A 26,953-nucleotide genomic window follows, 5' to 3' on the forward strand; every position below is an offset into this window, starting at 1 on the left:
TCTTTGTTTCCGGTCTTTGCTTAACCGCTGACTTTCACCATCGCCGGACGAAGCACTTTATCCTTCAGCATGTAGCCTTTCTGCACTTCCTCCACCACGGTGCCTTCTTCGTATTCGTCGCTCTCCACCTGCATGATCGCCTGGTGGTACTCGGGGTTAAACGGAGTTCCTACGGATTCCATCGGAACCAGGCCTTCCGCTTTCAGCACGCCTTCAAGCTGACGGAAAATCATTTCCACGCCTTTGGCGTAAGAGGAAATCTCGGCATTCTCCGAGGCGGATCCCAAAGCCCGCTCAAAGTTGTCGACAACCGGCAATAGCTCGGTAATGAGTTTGGCGGATGCGTATTTGCCGAGTTCTTCCTTCTCCTTGATCGTGCGGCGGCGGAAGTTATCGAAATCGGCCTGTGCACGGAGCAGGCGTTGTTTATGATCCTCCGCTTCGGCACGCAGTTTATCAAGCTCGGCTTGTGCTTCCGGAGCGGCCCCCTGTGCATCTTCCCGCACAACCTCCTGTGCATCCCCGGCAGGAACTTCTTGCTCTTCATTCAGGATTTGATCCTGAGCTTCTTCTTCATTCAGCTTCAATTCTTCTTCCACACCCGTTTCCATATTGTCTTGAATCGGTTCTTGTTCCTTCAAGATGTCACCTCCTTACAATAGACGTTACCATGTTGGTTTACTCTAGTTTGCTCATTTCTTAATGCGGGCGAGACAAAAATTTCGTCAAGTTCTTGGATAGAATATCCAATATCCCGATCACCCGGGCGTATTCCATACGGGTCGGGCCCAAAATTCCGATTGTGCCCACCGCTTCGCCTTCAATCGCATATGTCGCCGTGATCAGGCTGCAATTGGCGAAGGCTTCATGATCGTTCTCGGTTCCGATCCTTACCTGAATACCGGTGCCCGACGATGCCGCGGCCATCATTCTCATAAGCGTCGGCGTTTCCTCGAACAGATCGAGAATGCTCTTCACTTTGTCGACATCCCGGAATTCCGGCTGGTTAAGCATATTCGTCGTCCCGCTCAGGAAGAGCCGCTGTCCGTCCGAACCGCCTTCAAGCGCTTCATCCAGCACCTTCATCAATTCTTCGAAGTGCTCGACATACCGCTGCATCTCCTGGCCTATTTCGTTGTAAAGCGCCGTTTTCAGCTTATAAATAGGTACCCCTGCCAACTTGCGGTTAAGCAGGTTTACGACTCTCTCCATCTCCGATACGGACACTTCGGCCGGAACGGAAACCGTACGGCTTTCCACCTGGCCGGTACTGGTTACGATGATGGCCACCGCGGTGGTCTCGTTGATCGGAAGCAGTTGAAAATGCCGCAAAGACGTATGAAAAACTTCCGGCCCCAGCAGGATGGAAGTGTAATTCGTCATATGGGAAAGAATCGTTCCGGCATGCTGCGCGACCTGTTCGGCCGCGTTCAGCTTTTCGGCAAAAAAGGTCTTCATCATTTTCAACTCGTTGGACGACAGCAGGTTTAACGGAGCCAGGTGGTCCACATAATATCGGTAGCCTTTATGCGATGGTATGCGGCCGGCCGAAGTATGAGGCTGTTCCAGAAAACCAAGCTCCTCCAGATCGGCCATCTCGTTGCGAATCGTTGCCGGGCTGTACCCGACATCCCCGCGCTTCGAGATGCTTCGGGATCCCACCGGTTCCGCCGATCGAATATAGTCATCTACAATAGCCGTCAGAATCATTCTTTGGCGTTCCGTCAACATGGAAATCCCTCCTAATTTGATCTTTGAACCTCTCGTTAGCACTCTAGTTCGTCGAGTGCTAAATCATACTACAAAAATACCAGACCGACCTGACGATTGTCAAGTCAGTCCAGTATCTTGAGCACGGCTATTTCATCGCAAGCATGCTGCTTGGCGCAATTGACGCAATCGGTCCACACCTTTTCGGGGAATATCTCTTTCTGTACCACCGAAAACCCGTTTTTCAGAAAAAAGGAAACCTCGTAGGTTAATGCCATCACTTTGGGGAGACCGCGTTGCTTTGCCTCTTGAACAAGCTGATCGACCAGCATGGAGCCAAGCCCTTTGCCCTTATGCCCCTCTGCTATTCCCAGCGAACGGATCTCCACCAGTTCCTCTCCAAGTTTGCACAACGACCCGCAGCCGACGATCATGCCGTCCATCTCCGCAACGACAAAATTGTCGATCTGCCGCTGCAGCACGGCGCGCGAACGCGGTAGCATAATCCCTTGGCGGGCATAATTATCGATCAATAAAAACAGCGGCTCCACATCTTCAAGCTTCGCTTGTCTGCAAACGGCAACAGCTTGCATCCCCTTACCCCCTCTAGTCCGGCAGTCATGATAACATGAATAAATATACATGATCTCGTATAAAACTTCAAGAGAGAAAGTAAAGGAACGTCTGAATTAGGTCAATACCCCGATAAACTCGGCAAACACTTCGTTGCCGAACACAACGCCTTTGCCGGTAAGCCGGTAGCCGCCGCGGTCTTCATGCTCTTCCAGCAAACCGGACGAAAGCATCTTATGCAGCTCCCGCCCAAAAGTTTCCTCCAGGGAAACGCCGAATTGGGCGGCAAAATCGGCCGACCGGATGCCGTCTAGCATTCTGAGGCCGACCATGACGAAATCCTCCATCGCTTCCGCTTCCGGTACGGAGAATTGCTCCAGTCTCGGGAGTTTTTGCATGGCGGCTTCCACGTAAGGATTGACGCCCTTAATGTTCATGTGGCGCCGCCGGTTGACGTAACCATGAGCACCCGCGCCCAGGCCGTAATAATCCTCGTTCCGCCAGTACGTCATATTATGCCGGCTTTCAAAGCCCGGCTTGGCGAAATTGCTGATCTCATACTGCTTGTATCCGGCGGCTTGCATCCGGTCCATCAGAAGCTGGTACATTTTCAGTTCGTCTTCTTCGCTGGGCAGCGGAAGCTGGTTTTTCTGGAATAGCGTGTGGAACAGCGTGTTCTCTTCCACTTTGAGACTGTAAATCGAATAATGCGTGAGCCCCAGCTCCAGCGCCTTGCTTACGCTATAGTCCAGCATCTCGACCGTCTGGTTCGGTAAGCCGAACATCAAATCGATCGACAAATTGTCGAGTCCGGCATTTCGCGCATTTTCCAGGCTGCGGTAGACATCGTCCGTATTGTGAATCCGGCCGATCCCCGAAAGCAGCTCGTTCTGGAACGCTTGCACGCCGAAGCTGACCCGGTTGACGCCGCCCGCCTTCATCACGGCCAGCTTGTCGCGATCCGTGGTGCCCGGGTTCGCCTCCATCGTAAATTCGATATCCTCCGCCCAGTTCGGAAAGTTCTTTTTGACCGAATTCAGGAAAAACTCCATCTCCTGCGGATTCAGCACCGTCGGCGTCCCTCCGCCGACAAAGATCGTTTTGATTTCGCCCGGCGGCGTTTCCCGCACGGTCAGCTCCATTTCGCGGTCCAGCGCCCGCAAATAATCCATCACCGGCTGATCCTTCAGCACATAGGAATTGAAGTCGCAATAAAAGCACTTGTTCGTGCAAAACGGAATGTGTATATAAACCGCCTTGGGGGCGGTATGATTTTCTCGCCCGGTTGCAGGCATTCCCTGGTCCTGCTTGTCGTCGATACGGTTCACGGCAATGCCTCCTTAATTCATACTGGGTATATTCTGTCTATTATATTATATAGTAAAAAATTCTATTACCTATTCTGCCTTGAGTGGAAATTCCCAATAGGAGAGCTTGTTTTTAGCCTTCGCCGGTGCCGGGATTGGATATTTCCAAGTGCGAGGTCCGGATTCCGAAAAAAGCCGCCGAACGTGCCCGCTGCATTGGATATATCCAAGTAAAAAGCCATCAGCCTTTGATACGGCGTCTCACATTGGATTTTTCCATTATAGAACCGGAGTTCTATACTAAATTGCCATGCGCACACTAAACGTACCATACCACCATACGCATCATTCGCATCATAAGCACCATACTACTATACGTCAACTGCATAACCCCACCGAAATTGCATTCTCTTGCTTGGATAATTTCCAAGGACCATGGTTGATCGGCTGCTTTTCAAGAAGCCTCATTGGATATTATCCATTACGGAATGCCAAACGGAATGCAAGTTCTTTAAATCCCGCCGATCCGATTGGATTTGTTCCAATCAAGACGTCATCGCTCCGCCCCACGGTAGCCCTTCATTGGATTCCTTCCAATGAATCTAACCGCCTCACGGCAGGCAACACTTCTTATAAGGAAAGGAAAGCCCTCGGGCTTTCCTTTATCATTCTTTATAGCAGCCAATGATCTCGGTCACTATCCGCCATAAGCCTAAAGCGGCCTGGTGGCTACCGTTATTTGTCCGGCTATTTGTCGTCGATCTTCAATACCGCCATAAAAGCTTCCTGCGGCACCTCGACGCTGCCGACCTGCTTCATCCGCTTTTTGCCTTCCTTTTGCTTCTCCAACAGCTTCCGCTTCCGTGAAATGTCACCGCCGTAGCATTTGGCGAGGACGTTCTTGCGCATCGCCTTGACCGTCTCGCGGGCGACGATCTTCGTGCCAACCGAGGCTTGGATCGGTACCTCGAACATCTGGCGCGGAATCAGCTCGCGCAGCTTCTCGCAAATAGCCCGGCCGCGATGGAATGCCCGCTCCCGGTGCACGATGAAGGACAAGGCATCGACCTGTTCGCCGTTAAGCAGAATGTCCATCTTCACCAGGTTGGACTGGCGGTAGCCGGACAGCTCGTAATCGAAGGAAGCGTAGCCTCTCGTGCTCGATTTGAGCTGGTCAAAGAAGTCATACACGATTTCCGACAACGGGATCTGATACGTAATCGTCACGCGCGTCGTATCGAGGTATTCCATGTTGACGAATTCGCCCCGCTTGTTCTGGCACAGCTCCATTACCGTTCCGACATAATCGTTCGGCACGATAATCGCCGCCTTCACATAAGGCTCTTCCACGTATTCGATCTTGCCGACCTCCGGATAGTTGGACGGGTTGTCGATCGCGATCATTTCGCCGTTCGTCAGCGTCACATGGTAAATTACGCTCGGCGCGGTCGTAATGAGCGGAATGTTGAATTCACGCTCGATCCGCTCCTGGATGACGTCCATGTGCAGCAGGCCGAGGAATCCGCAGCGGAATCCGAAGCCGAGCGCGCTCGACGTTTCCGGCTCAAAGCTCAGCGAGGCATCGTTCAGCTGCAGCTTCTCCAAAGCCTCCCGAAGGTCGTTGTATTCCGACGATTCAATCGGATACAGACCGCAGAAGACCATCGGGTTGATTTTGCGGTAACCCGGCAATGGCTCGGCGGTCGGATGCTTCGCGTCCGTCACCGTGTCGCCGACCCGGGTGTCGCCGACGTTCTTGATCCCGGCGACGATAAAGCCGACATCGCCGACGCTGAGCTCGTCCACAATCGTCATGCGCGGCTTGAACGCGCCGACCTCGATGACCTCGAATGTCTTGTCCGTCGCCATCATTCTGATTTTCGAACCGGCCTTGATATGGCCGTCGATGACGCGCACATAGACGATAACGCCCTTGTACGGGTCATAATGCGAGTCGAAAATCAGCGCCTTCAGCGGCTGATCCGGATCTCCGGTCGGCGCGGGAACCTTCTGGACCACCTGCTCCAGAATCTCCTTGATCCCGATGCCCGCCTTGGCCGAGGCCAGTACCGCTTCGCTCGCATCAAGGCCGATTACGTCCTCGATCTCCTGTTTGACGCGATCGGGATCGGCGCTCGGGAGGTCGATTTTGTTAATGACCGGCAGAATCTCCAGGTTGTTGTCCAGCGCCAAATACACATTGGCCAAGGTCTGGGCCTCAATGCCCTGGGCCGCGTCGACCACGAGCAGCGCCCCTTCACAAGCGGCAAGGCTGCGGGAGACCTCGTACGTAAAGTCGACGTGCCCCGGAGTGTCGATCAGGTTGAGCAGGTACTCTTCCCCGTCGTCCGCACGGTACGCCAAGCGTACGGCCTGCAGCTTGATCGTGATGCCGCGTTCCCGTTCCAAATCCATCTGGTCCAGTACCTGCTCCTGCATTTCCCGGGAGGACAGCGCTCCCGTATACTCGAGGATCCGGTCGGCCAGCGTTGATTTACCGTGGTCTATATGTGCGATAATACTGAAATTCCGTATCTTTTCCTGTCTTGCCCTAATATCAGTCATCCTTACCCCCACTACAAATCCTTGAAGTACAATCAATTTATTATATCAGGTGCAAAGGGAGGCATCAATCGGCGCGTCCCCGGCGAATATCTCCGCCTTATCTGTATAGCGATGTCCCGAAGAAAGAAAATGATTCGTTCGTCGCTTAATCCACCACATTATAACATTGAAGTTTGGGATATTCTATGTCCGGTTTAAATATGAAAAAACAGGAGCATCCCCGCCCGCCGGCGAGGATTGTCTCCTGCATCTTAAGATCACAGCTTAAACAGCGACAGCTTCTCTTTAAGCCTGACCGATGCCAGCTCCAGCTTGCCCGACAGCTGCACCAGCTGTTCGCTCACCGCCTGCTGCTCGCCGCTTAAAGAGGCCACTTCCTCGGAAGCCGCGGAAGATTGCTCCGCTACGGCACTGACATTGCTCATGGAATCCGACAGGATCAGCTGTGCTTCCTCCAGTTGCCCGACGGAAGCCGTCACCTCGGTCAGGCGGACGATGAACGCCTCCATCCGCTCCCGGACGTCATGGAAGATGCCGTTCGTCTCCCGAACCGCCTCCCGTTGTCTGTCAAACTGAGGCGTCACCTCGGACAGCGCCTGGACCGTTTCATTCATTTCATTCATGATGCCGTCGGCAATCCGGCCGACCATGTCGATCGATTCCCTCGATTGCTCGGCCAATGCGCGAATCTCGCCGGCAACGACCATGAAGCCTTTGCCGGACGCTCCGGCTCTTGCCGCTTCAATAGAGGCGTTCAAAGATAAGATGCTCGTCCGGTTGGTAATATTTTGCATCACGTCAAGCACCTTAAGTACCGATAGTGTCGCAGCTTTCAAGCCGTTCACCTTATCCACCAACGCTTCCGTCTTCCGTCCGGTAAGATCGGCTTCCCGCTCCAGCGACAGAAGCTGCCCGATGCCGCGTTCACTGGATGACCCCACATCGGCCGCGGCGCCGCTCATCTCGCGGTTCGCCGCGACAAATTCGCCGATGCGGCCGGACATTTGCCCGGTGAGATCGCTGCCGCGCTCCGCTTCCTGGGCCATGCTCGACGCTCCCGCGGCAATCTGTTCCGTCGCGCCCGCGATCTCTTTGGCGGCGCCGGCCGTTTTGCGAGAAATTTCGCCCAGCTCGTACGCCGTCTCCAGCACCTCCAGCGCCGTTCCGCCGGTCTGGTCCACCAGCGCCGTGATCTGGTCCAACATCTCGTTAAACGAAAGCGACAATTCGCCGATTTCGTCGCGGCTCCGCCGCGTCATCCGTACCCGCAAATCCCCCTTTGCCGCTTGCCGCATCAGTTCTTTCATCCTGTTAAGCGGGCCGGCGATCGTGCGGGCCATCCACAATCCGACGAATACCGCAAGAAAGGCCACAACGATGGCGGTCAGGTATGTAGTCAGCAGAATCTTCTTCGCATCCTTCACCAGTTCCCCGACCGGAATGACATTAACCAGCTTCCAGCCGGTGGAACCGAGCGTACCGTATACCGTCAACATATTCTCCCCGGCGGCGTTCGTCCCCCGGACGCTGCCATCCTCTCCTGTAGCGGCCGTACCGAGCATGTCTTCGTATCCGGCTTGTCCGGCTTCGGCGGATGAGGCGATCAGGCGGTGATCCTCCGCAACGAGTTGAACCGTCGATTGACCACCGAGATTGATTTTATTCAGTTCTTCGGTCAATATCGAAGTCTTGATATTAGCGACGATGACATAGCCCTCCCTGCCGGAGCCGGGAAGCGCCTTCACCAGATGAAATGCCGAAGAAGTTCCCTGCCCTTCCCCGGCCGCGCTCCCCGCCATCCAGACCGAACCGCCGGCGGCCAGCGCCTCCCGGAACCACTCCGCCTCTTTAGCGCTTTTCAGGAATCCTTCCTCTGTCATTCCGGATGTAACGCTCTGCATCGCGTCGCTTTCCGGGATCAGGCAGACGCCGAGCACCCCGGAATTGGAGAAGGCCCAATTGCCCAGCGCCGAGGTCAGCTTCTGTTTAATGACGATCTGCTGCCGGGCATCCGTACTCTTCAGGGAGCCCTTCCTCACCAGATCCTGGATCTCGCCGCCGAACAGGCTTTGTTGGAGGGAGTCTTCGTATCGCCGCAGCGTCAGATCCAGCTTCTCCGCGGTCTGGTTCACCGTCTGCCGGTTGGAGAGCACGGCGTTCTGCTCGATCGTACGCTTCGACATTTGATAAGAGACGAGGCCCAGGCTCAAGACGAAGGCCAACATGGCAAAAAAGAAAATGAAAAACAGCCGCGCGCCTACCGATTTGCCGGGATGAATCCCAAAGCCGCTTAGCCGGACAAACGGGCGCTTTTCCTCTTTCGGCGGATGGCTCTTCATCCTGCTTCCCCCTTATGAATCCGATATGTTACAGCTTCAGCAGCTCTTGCAGCACCCGATCACCCAAATAAGGCAAATATTCATGACCGTATTCGTGATAGACGACCAGCTCTTTGTCGGACTTGATTTTGTTATAAGTCGCAAATTGCGTATATGGCGGGCAGACCGTATCGGCCAGCCCCGTTACGAACACGACCCGCGCCCGGATGCGGCCCGCCAGGTTCTGGATATCGATATACCCGAGCTTGTTGAAGACCTCCTCCTCCCGCCGATGCAGCGGATCCATGAAGCGGAAGTAGTAGGCGATCTCTTCGTAAGCGGAGGAGGTGATATCCATTTCCCACGCTTTCTTGTAATCCGTCAGGAACGGATATACCGGAATCGCCAGACGCACTCTCGGTTCCAAAGCCGCGCAGGCCACCGTCAAGGCGCCGCCTTGCGAGCAGCCGTGAACCGCGATCCTGTCTTCGTCGACCTGTTCCATGGACATGAGAATCCGCACCGTTTGCGCCAAGTCGAGAAACACATTCCGGAAATACATTTTGTCCGGATCTTCTTCATCAAGCCCGCGGATAATATGGCCTTTCAAGGTCGTCCCCTTGGCGGTCAGATTGTCCTCGGAAAGCCCGCCCTGCCCCCGGCAGTCCATCGCGATGACGGTGATGCCGTACGCGGCGTACGACGCCTTGTCGGACCAGTCGCCGCTGCCGGTATGGTAGCCGTGGAACAGCGCCAGGCCGGGGCCTTTCCCGCGAGCTTGCCTAGGCTTGGCATATTTGGCATGCACTCTGGCTCCGCCGACGCCGGTAAAATAAAGATGATAGCATGCCGCCAGCGGAGTCTGAAAATCCGCCTCGACGAGCTCGTAATCCAGCGGCTGGGCATCCAGCTCCTTCAAAGCCCGGTCCCAATAAGCGTCGAAGTCCTGCGGCTTGGGACTGATTCCCTTATACTTCAACAAATCTTCCACTTTATCGTTCGCCATCTATTTTCCCTCCCAAAAAGTCGAAAACGGATAAATCCACAGCCGAATTATCCGTTCTCGCAAATTGTTATGCACCCGTCGTATTACATTCTGCCGATTTCCGCGTCATCGCCCACGTTTTCATGGGTCGCTTTAACATAATCGACGATGTCCTGAACCGTCGTATAGGCAACCCCGACATAAGTATCCGCGGCGCCGTAATAAATGGCGATTTTACCGCTTTCCGCATCGGTCAAAGTTGCACATGGGAACACGACGTTCGGAACGAAGCCCCGTTCTTCGTACCATTCCTCCGGCGTCAATACATAGGTGCTGGAGCGGTATTTTACTTTGGAAGGTTCGTCCTTGTCGAGAATCACCGCGCCCATACTGTAGACGAGGCCATTGCAAGTTCCGGTCACGCCGTGGTAGAACATAAGCCAGCCTTCCGTCGTTTCGATCGGGGCGGGACCGCCGCCGATTTTGACGGATTGCCACCAGCCTTGGCCGCCTTTGGTCATGACATGCCGGTGTTTGCCCCAATATACGAAGTCGGGGCTTTCGCTCAGGAACACATCGCCGAACGGCGTGTGGCCGCTGTCGCTCGGACGGGACAGCATGACGAAATTGCCGTTAATTTTACGCGGGAACAACACGCCGTTGCGGTTAAACGGAAGGAACGGATTCTCCAAGCGGACGAACGTTTTGAAATCGGTCGTTTTCGCCACGCCGATCGAAGCTCCGTAAAAATCCGTGCACCAGATAATATAGTAAGCATCCTCGACCTTGACCAAGCGGGGGTCGTACGCATAATTCGGCTGAAAAGGCTTTCCTTCCTCATCGACGAAAGGAATCCGCTCCTCTTCGATGCTCCAGTTCAATCCGTCTTCACTCCGGCCCAAATGCAGATGTGGCCGCCCGTTGATCGTTTCGGCGCGGAACACGCCGACAAAGCTTCCTTCATAAGGCACTACCGCGCTGTTGAAAATGCGGGCGATTCCTTTTACGGGATTTCTGCCGATGACCGGATTTTCGGCGTGTCTCCATACCGGACCGACCGCATCCGCAGGCTTATTCTGCCAAGGGATATTCGGCAGGTTTGCTCCAATAATTTTGACTGTTGACATGTAACAATCTCCTTTCATGATAAAAAATAAAAAGATTATTTAACCGATCCTTGGGCGAATCCGTTATAAATATATTTCTGCAGCGCCAAAAATACGATAAGGATCGGAACAATCGTAATCATGATTCCCGCGCAAATGACTTCCCATTGCGAGCCGTACGGACCTTTGAATTTAAACAGCGCGGTCGACAGTACCTGCAAATCCTCGCTCGGCATATACAGGAACGGGGTATAAAAGTCGTTATAAATATTTACGCCCTTCACGATAATCACCGTCACGATCGCCGGAGCGAGCAGCGGCAAAATGATGCGCCAATAGATCGTAAAGTAGGAAGCCCCGTCGAGCATGGCCGATTCATCCAGCGATTCCGAAATGGACTCCAGGAATTGAATAAAGATATAAACGGCGATGATATCGGTACCGAGGTACAGTAAAATCGGAGCAAACCGGGTGTCGACCAAATGGAAGAAGTTGATGATCCGGAATGTCGCAACCTGCGTCGTTACGCTCGGAATCAAGGTTGCCAGCAGGAAAGCGCCCATCAGCAGCTTGTTGCCGCGGAATTTAAAGCGGTTCAGGACATAGGCGATCATGGAACCGATCAGCGTGGCGCCGATAATTGACACAACGACGATAATGACCGTATTTCCGAAACCGAGCAACATTTTCCCATTGGTGAACGCTTTGGTATAGTTATCGAAATTAAGCCAGCTGTCCGGAGGAGCGAGCGGGCTGGAATCGCCGTATTCCTTATTCGTCTTGAAGGAAGCGAACAGAACGACGACGATAGGAATAAGCGCCGCAAAAGCGCCAAGCAGCAAACTGGCATACTTGACGAGATTCGCCGCCGCATATTTAAGTCTGTACATTCTACTTCTCCTCCTTAATCAGCAGCTTCTGCAGCAGGGTTACGATAATAACGATGAACAACAGAACGACGGCCATGGCGGAGGCAAGGCCAAGCTTGTTGTACTTGAACGCGGTGGTTACGGTTTGAATAACGAATGTGTTACTTCCGTTGGAACCGCCGGTCATAATATATGGAATATCGAAAGCGCTGATCGCGCCGCTAATAGCCAAAATCAGATTCAACTGCACGATGCTCTTGATGCTGGGAAGGATGATGTGCCGGAATTGATGCCAGCGGTTGGCTCCGTCAATATCCGCGGCTTCATACACGTCCTTGCCGATCGAGGAGATCGCGCCCAGAAAAATAATAAAATTGAAGCCCATGTATCTCCAGAGGGAAGCGCCGGCAAGCGAAATATTAATGATTTTCGGATTCAGCAGCCAGCCTTGCGTATAATCGCCGAGGCCTATAAATTGCATTAAAGTATCAAGCGTACCGTCTGGTCTGAAGAAGAACAGAAAGATAAAACCGATAGCAACTCCATTTAAAAGGTAAGGAAAGAACAATACTCCTTTAAAGAAGTTTTTGAACCGGACTTTAAAGCTTAAAATGGTAGCAAAATATAAAGCGAGTCCCAACTGCACAAAAGAACCGAGGAAATAATACAAGCTGACTTTAAATACGGTAAAATATTTGGGATCCGTGAATATCGTTTTGTAGTTTTCGAATCCTACGTAATCGTAATGCTTACTGTACCCGTTCCAGTCGGTAAAGCTGTATTTAAACATATTAAATACAGGCAGATATGCGAAAGTGAACAATAAGGCGACCGGAATAATCGAGAAGGCGATGATGATGACCTTTCTCTGGGTTTTATAGCTTAAATTTTTGAACACCACTCACACCTCCAATGGTCTTGCCGCATATGGTTTCTGTCTCTGCAAGTCAATATAAGGGAAACGCACGAGCTGTGCGTTTCCCTGTTTCTATTTGGATAAACCGTTGAACGCTATTATTCGCTCATTACTTTCGCGCGCGATTCCACCCATGCGTCATTCAGGTCCTTCATGATGTCGTCATAGGATTCGTTCAAATTGCCGATCGCGGCTTCGATGATGCGTTTCTTGAACTCAGGCTGCCAGAGGCCGATTTCGGCATCCTTGTCGATCTTGTCGACCAAGCCTTCTTGACCCGCTTGGGCCGGAGTTTGCAGTTCGAATTTGACATCCGTGCCTTCGAATTGTTTCAGCGTTTCCGGAAGCGGCGCGCCGACAACCGGGCTCATGCCGCCGGCTTGTTCCGTCGGATAGCCGGATTCCTTGATGAACCAGTCGATCCATGCTCTTGCCGCTTCTTTGTTTTTGCTGTGTTTGCTGATGCCGAGCGTATAATCGTCGGCCAATGGCATGATGACTTCGCTGGCGTTGGTCGGGAACGGCATGTAAGCAATGTCGCTAGGATTCGCGGCCAGCCCCTGAACTTGTCCGATCGCCCAGGAACCGAGCACCATGGCGCCGATTTTGCCGTTGGCCATGTCGGCTTTGGAAGCTTCCCAGTTCGTCGTCGTCGGGTCGGCTTCGATCAAGCCTTCTTTGGCTGCGTCGTACATCACTTTGTAAAGCTCATAATGCGGCTTTCCGGCAACGAAGTTGTCGTCGGTGTTTGGCTGCTCCACGTTTACATAGTCAACGCTGCCCGCCACGGTAGTCAGTACGGCTTCCCATTGCGTCAGCGGCCAACTGTCGGCATAGTTCGTGTACAGCGGAATGGCGTCGCCTTTCTCTTTAATCTTCCGCAACGCGTCGATGAATTCGGCCGGAGTTCTCGGCGCCGTAGTTACGCCGGCGTCTTCGAACACCTTCTTGTTATACAGAATGCCGGAGAAGTTGACGGCGATCGGAATGCCGTAAGCCTTTCCGTCAACCACTCTTTCTTCCAAGCCGATGTATTCCTTGCTCAATTCCGAGAAGTCGCCGAGCGGTTCGAAAAATTCCGGCGTATCGGCCAGCGGAATGCTGGTCGGCAGGAGCAGCACATCCCCGTAATCATCGGAGTTCATACGTACCGTGATTTGGCCTTCATAATCGGATAAAGCCTGGAAATTTACTTTAACGTCGGGATACTGTTTGTTGAATTCAGCCGCATATTTCTTGAATACCGTATCCACGATATCCGTTCTTTGCGTCAGAACGGTGATCTCTCCGGAGAGGCTATTCCCCGTTGTTTCCGTCTGCGCGCTGTTGCTGCCCGAGGCATTGTTCGATGCGTCGCCGCCCGAGGCGTTGTTCTTGGAAGAACATCCGGCAAGCATCGTCAGCACGAGCACCAATGCCAGGCAGCTAATCATTACTTTGTTTCTCTTCACTTTTTTAACCCCTTTCGACTTAATAAATTAAGTTATCGATAAACTACGTTTACATTCTATATTGAATGCGCTTACTAGTCAATGAATATATTTACATTTTCCCTTTGAATATTATATTGTAAAGTTACAAGTTATTTTCATATCAATTAATAACTTTAGTCGCTTTTTATTTATTAGCTTTATAATGTATACTGAACTTAGACATCCAGGCTGATTCCTGCATTCAAGTTCAACAGGACGGTGAATTAAGTTAATGAAAAATAATATAACGATGAAGGATATCGCGGATAAATTGGGGGTCAGCAGCGTAACGGTATCCAAAGCGCTTAATGATAAAGAAGGCGTGAGCGATAGCCTGAAGCTAAAGATCAAAAAGGTCGCGGGCGAAATGGGCTACCGTTTTAATTCCGCGGCCAAATCGATCAAAGAGGGACTTTCTTATAATATAGGGGTCATGATACCGGAGCGGTTTACCGGATTGAACGATTCCTTCTACCTTCGCGTTTACCAGCAAATTGCCGTTCATCTGGACCATTACGGCTACTTCGGGATTTTAAATATTTTGAGCAGCGAAGACGAAGAGGAGCTTAATTTCCCGCGGCTTTACAGTGAAAACAGGGTCGATGGAATCATCATCCTCGGCCAGGTCAGCAAGAAATATATCGAAACCGTCGAAAATATGGAATTGCCCAAGCTGTTTCTCGACTTTTACGATGAGCATGCGGAGATCGATTCGATCGTCACGGACAACTTTTACGGGGCTTATGAATTGACGAATTATTTGATACATTGCGGGCATCGCGATATTGCTTATGTCGGCAACATTTATTCCACTAGCAGCATTCAGGATCGTTTCCTTGGCTACTATAAATCTCTGCTCGAGCACGGGCTTGTGTTCGAAGACCGCATGCTGCTTAGCGACCGGGATGAACGAGGCAAGTTTATCGAGATCGAGCTGCCGGAGAAAATGCCCACCGCCTTCGTCTGCAACTGCGACCAGGTGGCTTACAACCTGTGCGAACGGCTTAACGATCACGGCTACCGGGTTCCGGAAGATTGCTCCGTCGTCGGCTTCGATAACGACATTTACGCAACATTGACCTCTCCCCCGCTGACGACCATGGAGGTCGACATCGAGCAAATGGCCCGGACGGCCGTCAAATCGATTATGGAAAAGGTATCGAACCCTAACCGCCGAAACGGCAGGGTGATGGTGCAAGGCAAGATTATTTTCCGTGATTCCGTTCGCAAATTGGACTCCGCCAAATGATAACAAACTTCGTTAGCTAATAGTCAATTATATCGCTTCAAATTTATAACCGCCGGTTCCGGCGGTTTTTTTGTTCTTAAACAGGAATGGAAATTATAACAAACCTATAAATTAAAAGAGTTGAAATCGCTCGGCGTTTGGATTTATATTAAACATAAGGTAGATATTTTGTTATTATATTATCTAACAAATGATAACAAAGTAAAAACTATCAGCATCCTTCGATACTGCGAGGTGGAAAAAATAGAACAACTAGAACCATACGTGGCGGGCATGACTTGGGGATTCATGGGCACCCGGGGCACCTGGGCCAACGACCGGGCCGCAGCCTCGATGGAGGCCATGGTCCGGACGACGGGCAGCAATTGGACGGCGATCGCTTTCGCCGCTCTTCAGGCCACAGCCTTCTCAACGGAGATCCCCTATTGGCAAAAGCCGACGGTAACGGATGACGAAGTGAAATGGGCGATCCGTCAAGCGAAATTGCTCGGGCTTCACGTTTGCTTGAAGCCCATCGTCAATTGTGCGGACGGTACATGGCGAGCGCATATCAACTTTTTCGACAAGGACGTGCCATGCGAGCCCAAATGGTCCGATTGGTTCGCCTCCTATCGGGCTTACATTCTTCATTTCGCGCAAATTGCCGAGGAAACCGGCTGTGAAATGCTGTGTATCGGCTGCGAAATGGTGCAGACCGACCGGCGCGAGGCCGAATGGCGGGCCCTGATTGCGGAAGTCCGCAAGGTATACGGCGGTCTCGTTACCTATAATTGCGACAAATATCAGGAAGACAACGTGACATGGTGGGACGACCTCGACCTGATCAGCTCGAGCGGATACTATCCGGCCTCGGATTGGGACCGGCAGCTCGACCGGATAGAAGACGTCGTCAAACGCTACAACAAGCCGTTCATCTTCATGGAGGCGGGCTGTCCGAGCCGGACGGGTTCCGCCGCGATTCCGAACGACTGGACGCTGCGCGGAGAGGCGAATCAGGCCGAGCAGGCCGACTTCTACCGCACGATGTTCGAAAAATGCAGCCGGCGCGACTGGGTGCGCGGCTTTATGCTGTGGGATTGGCCGGCGCAGCTATACGAGCGCGGGCAGGCGGGCGAAGACTACGGTTACTGCGTGTACGGCAAGGAAGCGGAAGCCGTCGTGGCCGAGGCCTACGCCGCCAAGCTCGGCACTACCAAATAACAAGGAGGAAATACACCTGTGGATAAACAACAATGGAAAGAACAGCTGCAAACGGAACTTCAAGATAACATCTTGCAATTTTGGATCGACCATACGATCGATAATGAGCATGGCGGTTTTATCGGCGGGATCGATCAGAATCTGGTAACTAACAGCAAAGCGGACAAAGGGCTTGTGCTCAACGCCCGGATTTTGTGGACCTTTGCGTCCGCACATCGTCTTTATCCTTCCAATGAATACTTGAAAATGGCGGAGCGCGCTTACGACTATTTGCTGAGTCATTTCCTCGACCGCGAGCACGGCGGCCTGTTCTGGATGGTCGATTATCTGGGCAAGCCCGTTCAGGACAAGAAACAAGTGTACGGCCAGGCCTTTGTCATCTACGCCTTGGCGGAATATCACCGGGCAACCGGCCATAAAGAGGCCCTGGATCTGGCCGTCGAGCTCTACCGATTGCTGGAGAAATACAGCTACGATTCCGAATATAAAGGCTATATCGAGGCTTTGTCCCGCGATTGGAAGCAGACGGGCGACCTCAGCCTGAGCGACAAAGATTTGAATGAGAAGAAATCGATGAATACCCATCTCCACGTGCTTGAAGCCTACACGAATCTGTATCGGGTATGGAAAACGCCGGAACTAAAACACAGCCTGGCCGAGCTGATCGAGGTGACGCTGGATCATATCATCGATCCGGAGAATGCCCGGTTCTGGCTGTTCTTCGATGAAGCTTGGCAAGTGAAGAGCCATCATATTTCCTACGGCCATGACATCGAAGGCAGCTGGCTCCTCGTCGAAGCGGCCGAAGTACTTGGCGAGCAAGCGTTGCTTGAGCGCGTGAAGCAAACGGCGACCGCGATGGCCGAAGCCGTATATGCAGGCGGTATCGACAAGGACGGCGGAATCTGGAACGAAGCCGACGAGAACGGCCTGACCGACACGAACAAGGACTGGTGGCCGCAGGCGGAGGCGATGGTCGGATTCTACAACGCCTACCAAATGACCGGCGACAACAAATTCAGAAGCGCCGCCGCCCATTCGTGGGAATTTATCCAATCTTACATTGTGGACAAAAAGAACGGCGAATGGTACTGGGGCGTGGACAGTGAAGGCAAACCGCTCGCGCGCGAGCCGAAAGTCAGCCCATGGAAATGCCCTTACCACAACAGCCGGGCTTGCCTGGAAATGCTGGAGCGCCTTGGGCACTAAATTAGAGCAGTAATAATTCATTCATTTGGAGGAACAAACATGAATTTATTCGAGGAAAGAAAGCAGCAGCTTACGGAGCGCTACGAAGCGTTAATTAACCGTCCTAACGAAATCTCCCCTTTGGGAAACGGCGTTTACAACAGATACAAATACCCGGTGCTGACGGCCGAGCATGCCCCGCTGGTTTGGAAGTACGATTTCAACCCGGACACAAACCCGTATTTCATGGAACGCCTCGGCGTCAACGGCGTGTTTAACCCGGGCGCAATCGAGCTGAACGGGAAATTCTATCTCGTGGCCCGCGTGGAAGGCGTGGACCGCAAATCGTTCTTTGCGGTGGCGGAGAGCGACAACGGCGTCGACGGGTTCCGCTTCTGGGACCGTCCGGTCGTCTTGCCGGAAACGGACGAACCCGACACGAACGTGTACGACATGCGGCTGGTCAAGCATGAGGACGGCTGGATCTACGGCCTGTTCTGCACGGAGCGGAAAGATCCGGATGCGCCGCGCGGCGATCTCTCCAGCGCCGTTGCCCAATGCGGGATCGCCCGGACCAAGGATCTCGTTACCTGGGAGCGCCTGGCCGATCTGAAAACCGCGTCCCCGCAGCAGCGCAACGTCGTGCTCCATCCGGAATTCGTGGACGGGAAGTACGCGTTCTATACCCGTCCGCAGGACGGCTTCATCGATACCGGCTCCGGCGGCGGCATCGGCTGGGGGTTGTCCGAAACGATCGAGAACGCCGTGATCAAGAAAGAAATCATCATCGATGAACGTTATTATCATACGATCAAAGAAGTGAAGAACGGCCAAGGTCCGGCGCCGATCAAAACCGAGCGCGGCTGGCTGCATATCGCCCATGGGGTGCGCAATACGGCGGCGGGTCTCAGATACGTGCTCTACGCGTTCCTCTCCGACCTGGAGAAGCCGTACGAAGTAACGCACCGCCCGGGCGGCCACCTGATCGCGCCGGAAGGCGAAGAACGCGTCGGCGACGTGTCCAATGTCGTGTTCTGCAACGGCGTCATCGCTACTGACAACGGGGACGTTTACATCTACTACGCATCCTCCGATACCCGGGTTCACGTCGCCACCACGACCGTTGACCAGCTGCTCGATTACGTAGTGAATACGCCGGAGGACGCTATGCGTTCTTTCGCCTGCGTGGAGCAAAGAATCGATTTGATTAACCGGAATTTATCTTTGAAATAATAAAATGTATATAGTAAAAAAGATGCTCCGCGGCGGCAATCCGCCATGGAGCATCTTTTTTAATGTATTGTCTATGTCCCGGACGGGGCCACAGAGGAATCGCGGTGAACGAGTTCGGCGGCGACAAGCATTTTCTCGATTGCCTGCTCGGGATGCTCGATCCGCTCGATCAGCTTAATAACCGCCCTCCGCCCCATCGCTTCCTTCGGCACATGAATCGTGGTGATCGGCGGGTCGCTGCGAAACGCATCGTCGATATTGTCAAAGCCCGTCACCGTCATCTGGGCAGGTACTTCGATACCGACTTTCTTCAGCACCTGCTCCACGCGGATTGCAATCGAATCGTTGGCGCAGACGAGTGCGGTAGGCATTCGCCGGGCTTTCTTGCGGGCGAGTAGCCATTCCTCAAAGTCCGAGACGAATTCGCCCGTATCCACCCCGTTTAGCAGCAGCATCGGATCATCGACGGCGGGAGTTTCCAACCCGTTCTCCTCCAGAGCTTCCCGGAAGCCGGCCCAGCGGTCGCGGAAGCTGCGCGAAAATCGGATGTTGCCGATAAAATGAAGCCGCGTATGCCCCAGACCGATCAAATGATTGCACAGACGGAAAATACTGTCCCCGTTGTTGGCGAACACCGTATCGGTAGGAATCAGCCCGTCCTCATGATCGACCAACACCATGGGAATGCCGAGCCGGTGCACTTCAAGCAGCAAAGAGGTATCGATTTGCCCCACGCCGATCAGGCCGAGAATACCGCCGGGATTCAGGACATGACTAAAATGATCGACCCGGGAATCCGAAACGATCACCATGCCGATTCCCCGGGCCTCCAATTCCGCGGAAACACCCTCCAGTATCTTGCCCCAGTAAAGGGAATCCTTCGTCTGAAAGCGGATATTGGGCATCAGCACTATAACCGATTGCTTTCCGGCGGCAACGGGAGACTGCTGGGCAAAGGATTGATTTTTCATATAGGCGTTTTTCTGCGCGAAATAACCGAGCTGGGAGGCGGCTTGAATAACCCGGTTTTTCGTCGTCTCGTTCACTCCGCCCTTGCCCGAAAGCGCCTTGGACACAACGAATTTGGATACGCCCAAATGGTCGGCGATTTGCTGCATCGTAACTTTTTTCAACTTCACAATACCCCCGCACACACTAACAATTTAATTTCTTATGCTAACTTCATTATAACAAACTCGGCTGCGGGGATACATTCGATTTTAAGGTTTTTACTAAAATTATTCCGGAAATTATTCCGGTGACGGTCCGAACCAGGAAGCAAACCAGTGAATGCTTTTGCGGGACACCTGCTGAAGCAGTTGCGCCGTCTTGTCCGCAAACCGGTCCACCGCCGGGCTTTCCGGCTGGGGCAGGAGCAGATCGGCGGGCGTTTGCGTCGTTTCGCCGCTCATTTGCCCGTAATAATAGCTGTCGTCATACATCGTGCCGTTTCCCGCTGCGTTATATCCGCCTTGGATTCCGCCCGGAACTCCGTTCACGGTCCCGCCCGGAGTTACGCCTTGAGCTCCATATCCGTTCCCATACCAAACCATACCGTTGTTGCCGGTTTGACCCGCGGGGTTCCCATAGGAAGGCTGGGCTGCGCCGCTGTAAGGATTGTAATTTGGCCAGCCGGCTCCTGCGGCCGGTGTCCATGAACCGTTCTGCTCCAACCCGGTCTCCACCGGCCCCGGTTCCGACATCTGCATGCCCAGCGTGACGCCGGCCACCAGCAAAATACCGTACAACATCGTTCTCCGCAACATTTTGGCCACTAGAACCCCGCTCCTTTCGTATATTCACGTGTTCGCGCTACGATTTTGAATTGCTTGAGCTGCTCTGCGCACCCTGACTTAAAGAGCCCGCCTTCTCCGCTTCCTGACCTTCCCAATAAAGGTCCGCGATGATTCCCGCCAACACCTTGGACGTCCGTTCGAGCTCCTCCGCCGTATTGTCGATGCCCCCGATTTCAATCAATATGCTGTTCGGGGACAAGGATTGATTGTATTCCCCGTTGCCTTGGGCGCTCGTTTTCCCCCATATACCGCGCGAGATCCCGGGATACGACTGTTCCAGCCGCTCATGAATCGAACTGGCAAAAGCTTCGTTCTCCCGCCAGTTCTCATTGGCATGGCCGATAATAAAGTAAACCTGAGCGTAGGATTTTCCGGCGATATCGGTCGTCGTCTTATCATGTCGCTGCGAGTCCCGGTGAATGTCGAGGAAATATTGCAATTTGCCGTTTTCGGCCATCGCCGTTTTTACGGTCTGTCTGGAATATTTATATGAATAATTGTAGCTGTAATTACTTTTGGAAGCCGAATAATTCTCGTAAGTATGCAGTGTGGCCACCCCTTTCCGCTCCAGCTCCTTCGTGAGAAAATCCCCGACCAGCCCGACGCTTTTCGTTTTCTCGGCCGAGCTGGGATTGTCGATATTCGCGCCGATCAGCGGATTGTAGGATTCCTGCGGATGGGAATGATAGATCATCACGATATTTTTGTTTCCCGGCTTGATCGCGGTCGCATCGTCTTCCTCCCCGGCCTGACCGCCGGTAGGGGGATTGGCCGCGCCTTCATCCGCGGGCTTGGAAGGATACGAGCCGTCTTCACCAGAATGGTCGCCGCCTTCCGACTCGGGATGATCGGGCCCGCTGCCTTGAGCGCCCGTGCCCGGACGGTAATCTTCCGGCGCCTGTACGGTCGTATTGCCCGACCCGGTCCGCAGCAGGATGGGGCTGTCCGCGCCGAGGCCCGGGACCTCCCGGGCGATCAGGCTTTTCGGGTCGGACGGGTTCACATTGGTCAACAGCTGAAACACAAACTGGGACATCTGCTTGCCCGAAAAGGCGGGACTTTGCTGCTCGCTGACCGAATGCGGCAGCTCCATGCCGACCATTTCGATAAAGAATCGGCTCGACAGGGACGCCGCCAATCCTTTCATGGACGAAACGGGCGAAGTGTTCAGATTCTTCTCGGCAATGCCGAAGGTTCCGAGCAATATAAAAAATATGACCGACATGATCGCCATCAATAGAAAGGTTCGTCCCATCGCCAACACCTGCAGCAAACTCCGCTTCATTTTTCCGATGTTCCATGCTCTGAATTTCATTTTGCTTGTCCTCCTCCAGCCGGTATCTCCAAGGCTCGAATCTCTTTTACTCCAAATCTATGAACCTAGCGAGGAGGTTAGAACTTGGGATTCTCACAAAAAGAAAGAAGTCCGCTAGATTGCGAACTTCATAGAAGGGGGAAGTACTGCCGCGGCCCGCATTGTACAGACTTCTGCAGCCTAAGGTGGCCGTAAACCGCCCGACTTTACTAATGCGTGTACGTGGCGACGTTATCGGGATTTACGGCCTCATGCAGCGCCAGATTCAGCCCGCTTGCGATCACGTTGGCGATATCCTCGATAAACTCATCGATCTCCTTCGGGGTAACGATGAGGTCATGTCCAAGCGGTTGGAGCACCTCTTTGACGAGCCCGAGCCGTTCGTTTTCGCTGAGCTCGGTCATCAGGCCGAGGATCTGTTTCGTCTGCCCCTGCTCTTGGCCGGTCTCTTCGTCAAAATGCCGTTTCATGAGGTCGAATACGTTGTTGACGATCGTCGAGGCATAGCAAACGGTAGGAACGCCGATCGCGATGCACGGAACGCCTAAAATCTCCTGGGTCAGCCCCCGGCGCTTGTTGCCGATGCCCGAGCCGGGATGAATGCCGATATCGGCGATCTGGACGGTTGTATTGACCCGCTCCAGGCTTCTCGCGGCCAGCGCGTCGATCGCGATAATGAGGTCCGGCTTGGTTCGGTCCACGATCCCCTGGACGACCTCGCTCGACTCGATGCCGGTAACGCCAAGCACCCCCGGGGCAACCGCGCTGACTTCCCGGTAGCCCGGCGACACTTGGTCCGGAGCCAGTTCGAAGAAGTGACGGGTCACCAGCACATTCTCCACCACCAGCGGTCCCAGCGCATCCGGGGTTACGTTCCAGTTGCCGAGTCCGACGATCAGCACCTTGGCACCTTCGGCAATGCCGATCTTGGACAGGAAAGCGCCGAATTCCTTGGCAAACGCGGCCGACACCTTTTCCTGCAAATCGCTGTCCTGACTCCGTAAACCCGGAACCTCGATCGTAATGTAATGTCCGAGCATTTTGCCGATCCGGCGCGATGCCGCTTCATCCGTGATGTCCAGGCGGGTGATCTTGATCCCGTCTTGCTCCTCGACCTGCTCGTTCAGGCCCGGCACCGGCCCGCCGTAGGCGGTCTCGGCCAACTCCTTCGATTCCACGGCCAAATCGGTCCGGACGGAATAATTCCGCAAATCCAGATTCATGTTATGATGACCTCCTTTTCCTCGATTGTCTTTTAGTGTGCGGAGAAGTAAGGCGTTTATTCACCTGATCTTAGTTTCTTAGGAACTGATTGCATTTTGGCGGGGGGCATGATAAAATGTTTTAAGTTGTGAATCATCTGGGATGATATATGCTTTACAGGAGGTGAATGCAATGCCAAACATTAAATCCGCAATCAAACGTGTGAAAACTAACGACAAGCGCCGCGCGCTGAACGCTTCGCAAAAGTCCGCTCTGCGTACGGTAGTTAAAGCTGCCGACACCGCTCTGGCAAACAACGAAGTGGACACAGCCAAAGCTGCTTTCGCCGCTGCTTCCAAAAAATTGGACAAAGCCGTTACTAAAGGTTTGATCCATAAGAACGCAGCTGCCCGCAAGAAATCCCGCTTGGCTAAAAAATTGAACGCCCTTACGTCCGAGGCGTAAGCGTCGCTATTTATAAACTTAAGCTCAAAGAGACCTGAACGAATATCGTTCAGGTCTTTTTGATTACCTATAGATTCCCGATTACTAGGTGCTCCGGTTTATGCTTAGGAAGATTAACTGGATTATATCCAGTTATTTTGCCAAGTTTCCTTTGCGTTGATCAATTAACGGGATTTCCTACAGTTAATTTAGCCAAAGTTGCGAATATGAGGCCCGGACGAGCAAATTAACTGCAGGTTATCCAGTTATTTATCATGTTTCGGGCAAAACCTCAAAATTAACTGGAGGTTTTCCAGTTAATTTAACTCCGCTTTCCTTAAGCGGCCCCGAGCTTCAGCAAAAACAACTCCAAGCCCAGCACCTTGTCAATCCCGCCGCTCTTCATCTGATAGTCGAGCTGGGCCAGATCGGACAATATGCGCTTCAACCGTGCGGGCTCGAATTTCCGGGCCTGCTCCCCGGCAATTTTGACCGCATAGGGGTGCAATCCGAGCTGCGAGGCGATCTGCTGCTGGGAATAACTTTGCCGCGCCAGCTCCTTGACCTGCAGCATTATCCTGAATTGCCGGGCGATCAGGGCGGCGATTTTGATCGGTTCTTCGCGCTGCTTCAGCAGCTCGTAGAAAATGTCCAGCGCCGGCTCCAATTTGAGCCCGGCGATATGCTCGACCATCGCGAACACATTCTGCTCTGTGGTGCGGGCGACCAATTGATCGATGACCGCCGTATCGATCATGCCCCCCTCGCCGGCGTACAAGCACAGCTTGTCCACTTCGACAGCAAGCGCCGACATCTGTACGCCGCAGGCCGCGATCAGCGCCTCGGCGGCCTCCCGGCCGATCCGGGAACCGCGCTTCTCTACCTCGCGTACGACCCACTGGGTCAGCTCGCTCCCGCCCAGCGGCATGAACGCGAGCACCGTTGCCGCCGCCTTCATCGCCTTGACGACCTTTTTGCGCTCGTCCAGTTTTTCACCGGCTACGACGAACACGATGACGCTGTGCTCCGCCGGATTATCGATATATGATAGAAGCGCCTCGACTTTATGCTCAATCTTGCCGCCATCCTTGCCGGCCGTAAATAGGGACGAATCGTTCACGATGATCAGCTTGCGCTCCACCAGAAAAGGCAGCGTCTCGGCCTCCTCGATGACAGCCTCCACCGGAGTATCGGACAGATCGTACACAGCCACCGCAAAGTCCCGCTGGCCCCGGTCGATCACACGCTCCTCCAGCAGGCCGATAAATTCCTTGATTTGATATTTCTCCGTTCCGTAGCATAAATACAACGGGGAGACCTGCCCCTGCTTCAGTTGCTTGACCGCTGCTTTTACGTCCATCCGGCATCTCCCTTACATTTCACTAATTTCAACTTTATCGCACTTCTATTATGATACTTTAATTATCTCCCAACTCCAAGTAATCAAGGTTATAACGCAACAAAGGGACCTCCGCCTAATCGCAAAAGATCCCTTTGTCCCGGAGCATCTATATAAACGCGGGCTGAAAAGCTCTAGAAACTTTCCCGCCGGCGGTCATACGACGATCAGGGTCTATCCGTCTTTGTCTCTATTTATTTATAACCTATTCCATATCTCTCGAAAAGGTGACTGTGCCGAAAACCATATTTTTTTGATTTTTTGTCAAAATTGGCGGATCGACTTCTCGGTTAAGGCTGGTTCGCCGAGGCATTCGAACCGGAATTGCCCTCCGGCTGCGCCGGATCGGCGGTTTCCGCCGGTTCCCCCTGCTTCGCATTTTCCAGTGGGTCCACGGTATGCGTGGATGTCTTTCCGTCCTTCTCCGTTTCGTACGTAAACGTTTTGCCGTCCTCGGACCACTCTCCCTTTACCCAACTGCCGTCAATTTCCCTATCCGTTAGCAGGGTATAGCCCTCGAAATCGTTCCGGTATACGAACAGATATCCGTCCTTGAATTCGGCCATATAGGTGCCGTCAGGAGACGTCCACTGATTTAAAGCCACCGTAAAGTTAGTGATGCCCATCAATCTGCTATCGGCCATGCTATCCTCGGCCGGGCTTTGCGGGGTCGATTTGAAGCTCCCTACGACATCGCCCGTCTCGACCAAAGCCTCCTGATCCGGGACTTCACTCTCCTTCGGCGGGGTCACGCTATCGTTCGGAGAGCCGGACTGCGCAGGCTTCGGCTCCGCCCGATCCTCCGCCGGAGCCTTCGAATCGGCCTCCGCGGGAACCGCATCATCCCCGGACCGGTCCGGAACCGCCTGATCGTCCTTCTCTCCGTTGTTCGCGGGAGCTTTCAGTTCCGATCCGCCCGCATTGCCGGGGCTTTCGGGCTGAGTCTCGGTATCCGCCGCCGGCTTGTTCGCGCCGTTCTGCGCATTGGAGCCGCTTTCGCCGTCCAATTGTTCCGTGAACAATGTCGGGCTGTCGTTAGCGGCCTCGTCCGTCGAAGCGGAACTTCCGGTACTGGAGTTATCCTTGTCGTACGCCGTGTTGGAGGCAATTTCCGCGTTCGGGACCTCGCGGGGCTCGTACTGGTAAATAAATACGCCCAGCACTACCGCCGCGGCCAATCCCAAGGCGCCGGTACGATAAGCCCGGCTTCTCATCCGGCGTTCGCTCCGGTCGACCCGACCGCTAGCTCCGGTATTCTCGTCCTGCACGGCCACCATCGTGCCCGGCACATCTTCCGCCGCACTGCCGCCTTCCTTCCGCGCCCGGTCGATCTCGTCGAGCTGAGGCATAATCGCATCGACCAGACTAAAGCGCGGGGTCACTTTCGGCAGATCTTCCAACTTGGCCGAAAGTTCGGTAAGCAGCGCGAATTTTTCTGAGCAATCCTTGCAGCTCCGCATATGTTCAAACAGAAGCGAGCTTTCTTCCTCGCTCAGATCATGGTCAATATAACGATGCATCCATTCCACCGCCTCCGAGCATTTCATCCTGATACACCACCTTTCTGATAATCTTGGAGTAAATGTTGCAGCTGCTGCCTGGCCCTGAATAAATAGGATTTCACCGTATTCAGCGGCAAATTCAAGCAGTCGGCAATTTCGTTATAAGAGAAATCCTGCAAGTACCTCAGCACAACGACCGTGCGGTGATGCTCCGGGAGCTGGTCGATCGCTTCACGGATGTCCTGCGCCAAATAACCGGACATCACTTCCTTCTCGACGCTCTCGTTCCCCTGAAACACCATTTCATGCTCTTCAATCGAAACGGTCGGCTTCGTTCTCCGGAATTTGTCGATGCAGATGTTGGTCACGATCCGCTGGACCCAGGTTTTGAACTGGGCTTTCTCCTCATAGGAGCCGATTTTGGTATAAATCCGAATCAACGCTTCCTGGGCAGCGTCCATAGCATCTTGTTCATTGTTTAAAATGTAGTAAGCCGTACGGTACACATGAGTCTCTATTTCTCGCAATAGGGTGATTAGAGCGTCGCGATCGCCCGTTTGAGCGGCTCTGATGAGTCCTTGCTCCACCACAAAGGCTCCCCCT

At 53.4% G+C, this 26,953-nt stretch carries 23 protein-coding genes; 5 read left to right on the top strand and 18 right to left on the bottom strand.

Annotated features, from left to right (window positions below):
* Positions 1 to 20: 20 nt before the first annotated feature.
* The 11 genes from grpE to V3851_RS02870 form a co-directional block, all read right to left on the bottom strand.
* Complete coding sequence (gene grpE, locus V3851_RS02820; RefSeq protein WP_414859257.1) at positions 21 to 611, bottom strand: nucleotide exchange factor GrpE; 591 nt, start codon at positions 609 to 611, stop codon at positions 21 to 23.
* Between the two features lie 88 nt (positions 612 to 699).
* The gene (gene hrcA / locus V3851_RS02825; RefSeq protein WP_331844956.1) at positions 700 to 1,731 is read right to left on the bottom strand and encodes a heat-inducible transcriptional repressor HrcA; all 1,032 of its coding nucleotides are present in this window, start codon (positions 1,729 to 1,731) and stop codon (positions 700 to 702) included.
* 104 nt (positions 1,732 to 1,835) lie between these two features.
* Positions 1,836 to 2,303, bottom strand: coding sequence for an N-acetyltransferase (locus tag V3851_RS02830; RefSeq protein WP_331844957.1), 468 nt, complete (start codon positions 2,301 to 2,303; stop codon positions 1,836 to 1,838).
* A gap of 96 nt (positions 2,304 to 2,399) precedes the next feature.
* Complete coding sequence (gene hemW, locus V3851_RS02835) at positions 2,400 to 3,578, bottom strand: radical SAM family heme chaperone HemW (protein WP_331845258.1); 1,179 nt, start codon at positions 3,576 to 3,578, stop codon at positions 2,400 to 2,402.
* Between the two features lie 759 nt (positions 3,579 to 4,337).
* Positions 4,338 to 6,155, bottom strand: coding sequence for a translation elongation factor 4 (gene lepA / locus V3851_RS02840; protein ID WP_331844958.1), 1,818 nt, complete (start codon positions 6,153 to 6,155; stop codon positions 4,338 to 4,340).
* 257 nt (positions 6,156 to 6,412) lie between these two features.
* Complete coding sequence (locus V3851_RS02845; RefSeq protein ID WP_331844959.1) at positions 6,413 to 8,494, bottom strand: methyl-accepting chemotaxis protein; 2,082 nt, start codon at positions 8,492 to 8,494, stop codon at positions 6,413 to 6,415.
* A 28-nt stretch (positions 8,495 to 8,522) separates the two neighbouring features.
* Complete coding sequence (locus tag V3851_RS02850; protein WP_331844960.1) at positions 8,523 to 9,479, bottom strand: alpha/beta fold hydrolase; 957 nt, start codon at positions 9,477 to 9,479, stop codon at positions 8,523 to 8,525.
* Between the two features lie 83 nt (positions 9,480 to 9,562).
* Positions 9,563 to 10,585: a glycoside hydrolase family 130 protein gene (locus V3851_RS02855; RefSeq protein WP_331844961.1), complete on the bottom strand. Its 1,023-nt coding sequence runs from the start codon at positions 10,583 to 10,585 to the stop codon at positions 9,563 to 9,565.
* 35 nt (positions 10,586 to 10,620) lie between these two features.
* Positions 10,621 to 11,454, bottom strand: a complete 834-nt coding sequence (locus V3851_RS02860) for a carbohydrate ABC transporter permease (RefSeq protein ID WP_331844962.1) — start codon at positions 11,452 to 11,454, stop codon at positions 10,621 to 10,623.
* Position 11,455: 1 nt separating this feature from the next.
* A complete protein-coding gene (locus V3851_RS02865) occupies positions 11,456 to 12,331 on the bottom strand; it encodes a carbohydrate ABC transporter permease (RefSeq protein WP_331844963.1) in 876 nt (291 codons plus the stop codon).
* 116 nt (positions 12,332 to 12,447) lie between these two features.
* Complete coding sequence (locus V3851_RS02870; protein WP_331844964.1) at positions 12,448 to 13,800, bottom strand: ABC transporter substrate-binding protein; 1,353 nt, start codon at positions 13,798 to 13,800, stop codon at positions 12,448 to 12,450.
* A 253-nt stretch (positions 13,801 to 14,053) separates the two neighbouring features.
* Between V3851_RS02870 and V3851_RS02875 the strand changes: the two genes are divergently transcribed.
* The 4 genes from V3851_RS02875 to V3851_RS02890 all read left to right on the top strand — a co-directional run bounded on the left by V3851_RS02875 (position 14,054) and on the right by V3851_RS02890 (position 18,691).
* Positions 14,054 to 15,070 (top strand): substrate-binding domain-containing protein, encoded by a 1,017-nt coding sequence (locus V3851_RS02875; protein ID WP_331844965.1) that lies wholly within the window; start codon positions 14,054 to 14,056, stop codon positions 15,068 to 15,070.
* 273 nt (positions 15,071 to 15,343) lie between these two features.
* Entirely contained in the window at positions 15,344 to 16,270 is a 927-nt protein-coding gene (locus V3851_RS02880) for a glycoside hydrolase family 113 (RefSeq protein ID WP_331844966.1), read from the top strand.
* Between the two features lie 18 nt (positions 16,271 to 16,288).
* Positions 16,289 to 17,479: an AGE family epimerase/isomerase gene (locus tag V3851_RS02885; protein WP_331844967.1), complete on the top strand. Its 1,191-nt coding sequence runs from the start codon at positions 16,289 to 16,291 to the stop codon at positions 17,477 to 17,479.
* A 39-nt stretch (positions 17,480 to 17,518) separates the two neighbouring features.
* A complete protein-coding gene (locus V3851_RS02890; RefSeq protein WP_331844968.1) occupies positions 17,519 to 18,691 on the top strand; it encodes a glycoside hydrolase family 130 protein in 1,173 nt (390 codons plus the stop codon).
* A gap of 71 nt (positions 18,692 to 18,762) precedes the next feature.
* Here the strand turns inward: V3851_RS02890 and V3851_RS02895 are convergent, their stop codons facing one another.
* The 4 genes from V3851_RS02895 to gpr all read right to left on the bottom strand — a co-directional run bounded on the left by V3851_RS02895 (position 18,763) and on the right by gpr (position 23,025).
* Complete coding sequence (locus V3851_RS02895) at positions 18,763 to 19,824, bottom strand: LacI family DNA-binding transcriptional regulator (RefSeq protein ID WP_331844969.1); 1,062 nt, start codon at positions 19,822 to 19,824, stop codon at positions 18,763 to 18,765.
* Positions 19,825 to 19,941: 117 nt separating this feature from the next.
* On the bottom strand, positions 19,942 to 20,466 hold the full coding sequence (locus V3851_RS02900; protein WP_414859247.1) for a hypothetical protein: 525 nt from the start codon (positions 20,464 to 20,466) through the stop codon (positions 19,942 to 19,944).
* 37 nt (positions 20,467 to 20,503) lie between these two features.
* Complete coding sequence (locus V3851_RS02905) at positions 20,504 to 21,802, bottom strand: stage II sporulation protein P (RefSeq protein ID WP_331844970.1); 1,299 nt, start codon at positions 21,800 to 21,802, stop codon at positions 20,504 to 20,506.
* A 209-nt stretch (positions 21,803 to 22,011) separates the two neighbouring features.
* Positions 22,012 to 23,025: a GPR endopeptidase gene (gene gpr, locus V3851_RS02910; protein WP_331844971.1), complete on the bottom strand. Its 1,014-nt coding sequence runs from the start codon at positions 23,023 to 23,025 to the stop codon at positions 22,012 to 22,014.
* Between the two features lie 172 nt (positions 23,026 to 23,197).
* Here gpr and rpsT point away from each other — a divergent pair, with 172 nt between their 5' ends.
* On the top strand, positions 23,198 to 23,470 hold the full coding sequence (rpsT, locus tag V3851_RS02915) for a 30S ribosomal protein S20 (RefSeq protein WP_331844972.1): 273 nt from the start codon (positions 23,198 to 23,200) through the stop codon (positions 23,468 to 23,470).
* A gap of 316 nt (positions 23,471 to 23,786) precedes the next feature.
* On the opposite strand, the gene holA is transcribed toward rpsT, so the two are convergent.
* From holA to V3851_RS02930, 3 genes are all read right to left on the bottom strand, one after another.
* Positions 23,787 to 24,809: a DNA polymerase III subunit delta gene (gene holA / locus V3851_RS02920; protein ID WP_331844973.1), complete on the bottom strand. Its 1,023-nt coding sequence runs from the start codon at positions 24,807 to 24,809 to the stop codon at positions 23,787 to 23,789.
* 329 nt (positions 24,810 to 25,138) lie between these two features.
* Positions 25,139 to 26,395 carry a zf-HC2 domain-containing protein gene (locus V3851_RS02925; protein WP_331844974.1) on the bottom strand — a complete coding sequence of 419 codons (1,257 nt, stop codon included), beginning with the start codon at positions 26,393 to 26,395 and terminating at the stop codon, positions 25,139 to 25,141.
* Positions 26,392 to 26,940, bottom strand: a complete 549-nt coding sequence (locus tag V3851_RS02930) for an RNA polymerase sigma factor (protein WP_331844975.1) — start codon at positions 26,938 to 26,940, stop codon at positions 26,392 to 26,394. The genes V3851_RS02925 and V3851_RS02930 overlap by 4 nt, the downstream gene beginning before the upstream one ends.
* Positions 26,941 to 26,953 lie beyond the last annotated feature (13 nt).

The sequence above is a fragment of the Paenibacillus haidiansis genome (assembly GCF_036553665.1).
In the GTDB taxonomy this organism is placed as follows: Bacteria; Bacillota; Bacilli; order Paenibacillales; family Paenibacillaceae; genus Fontibacillus; species Fontibacillus haidiansis.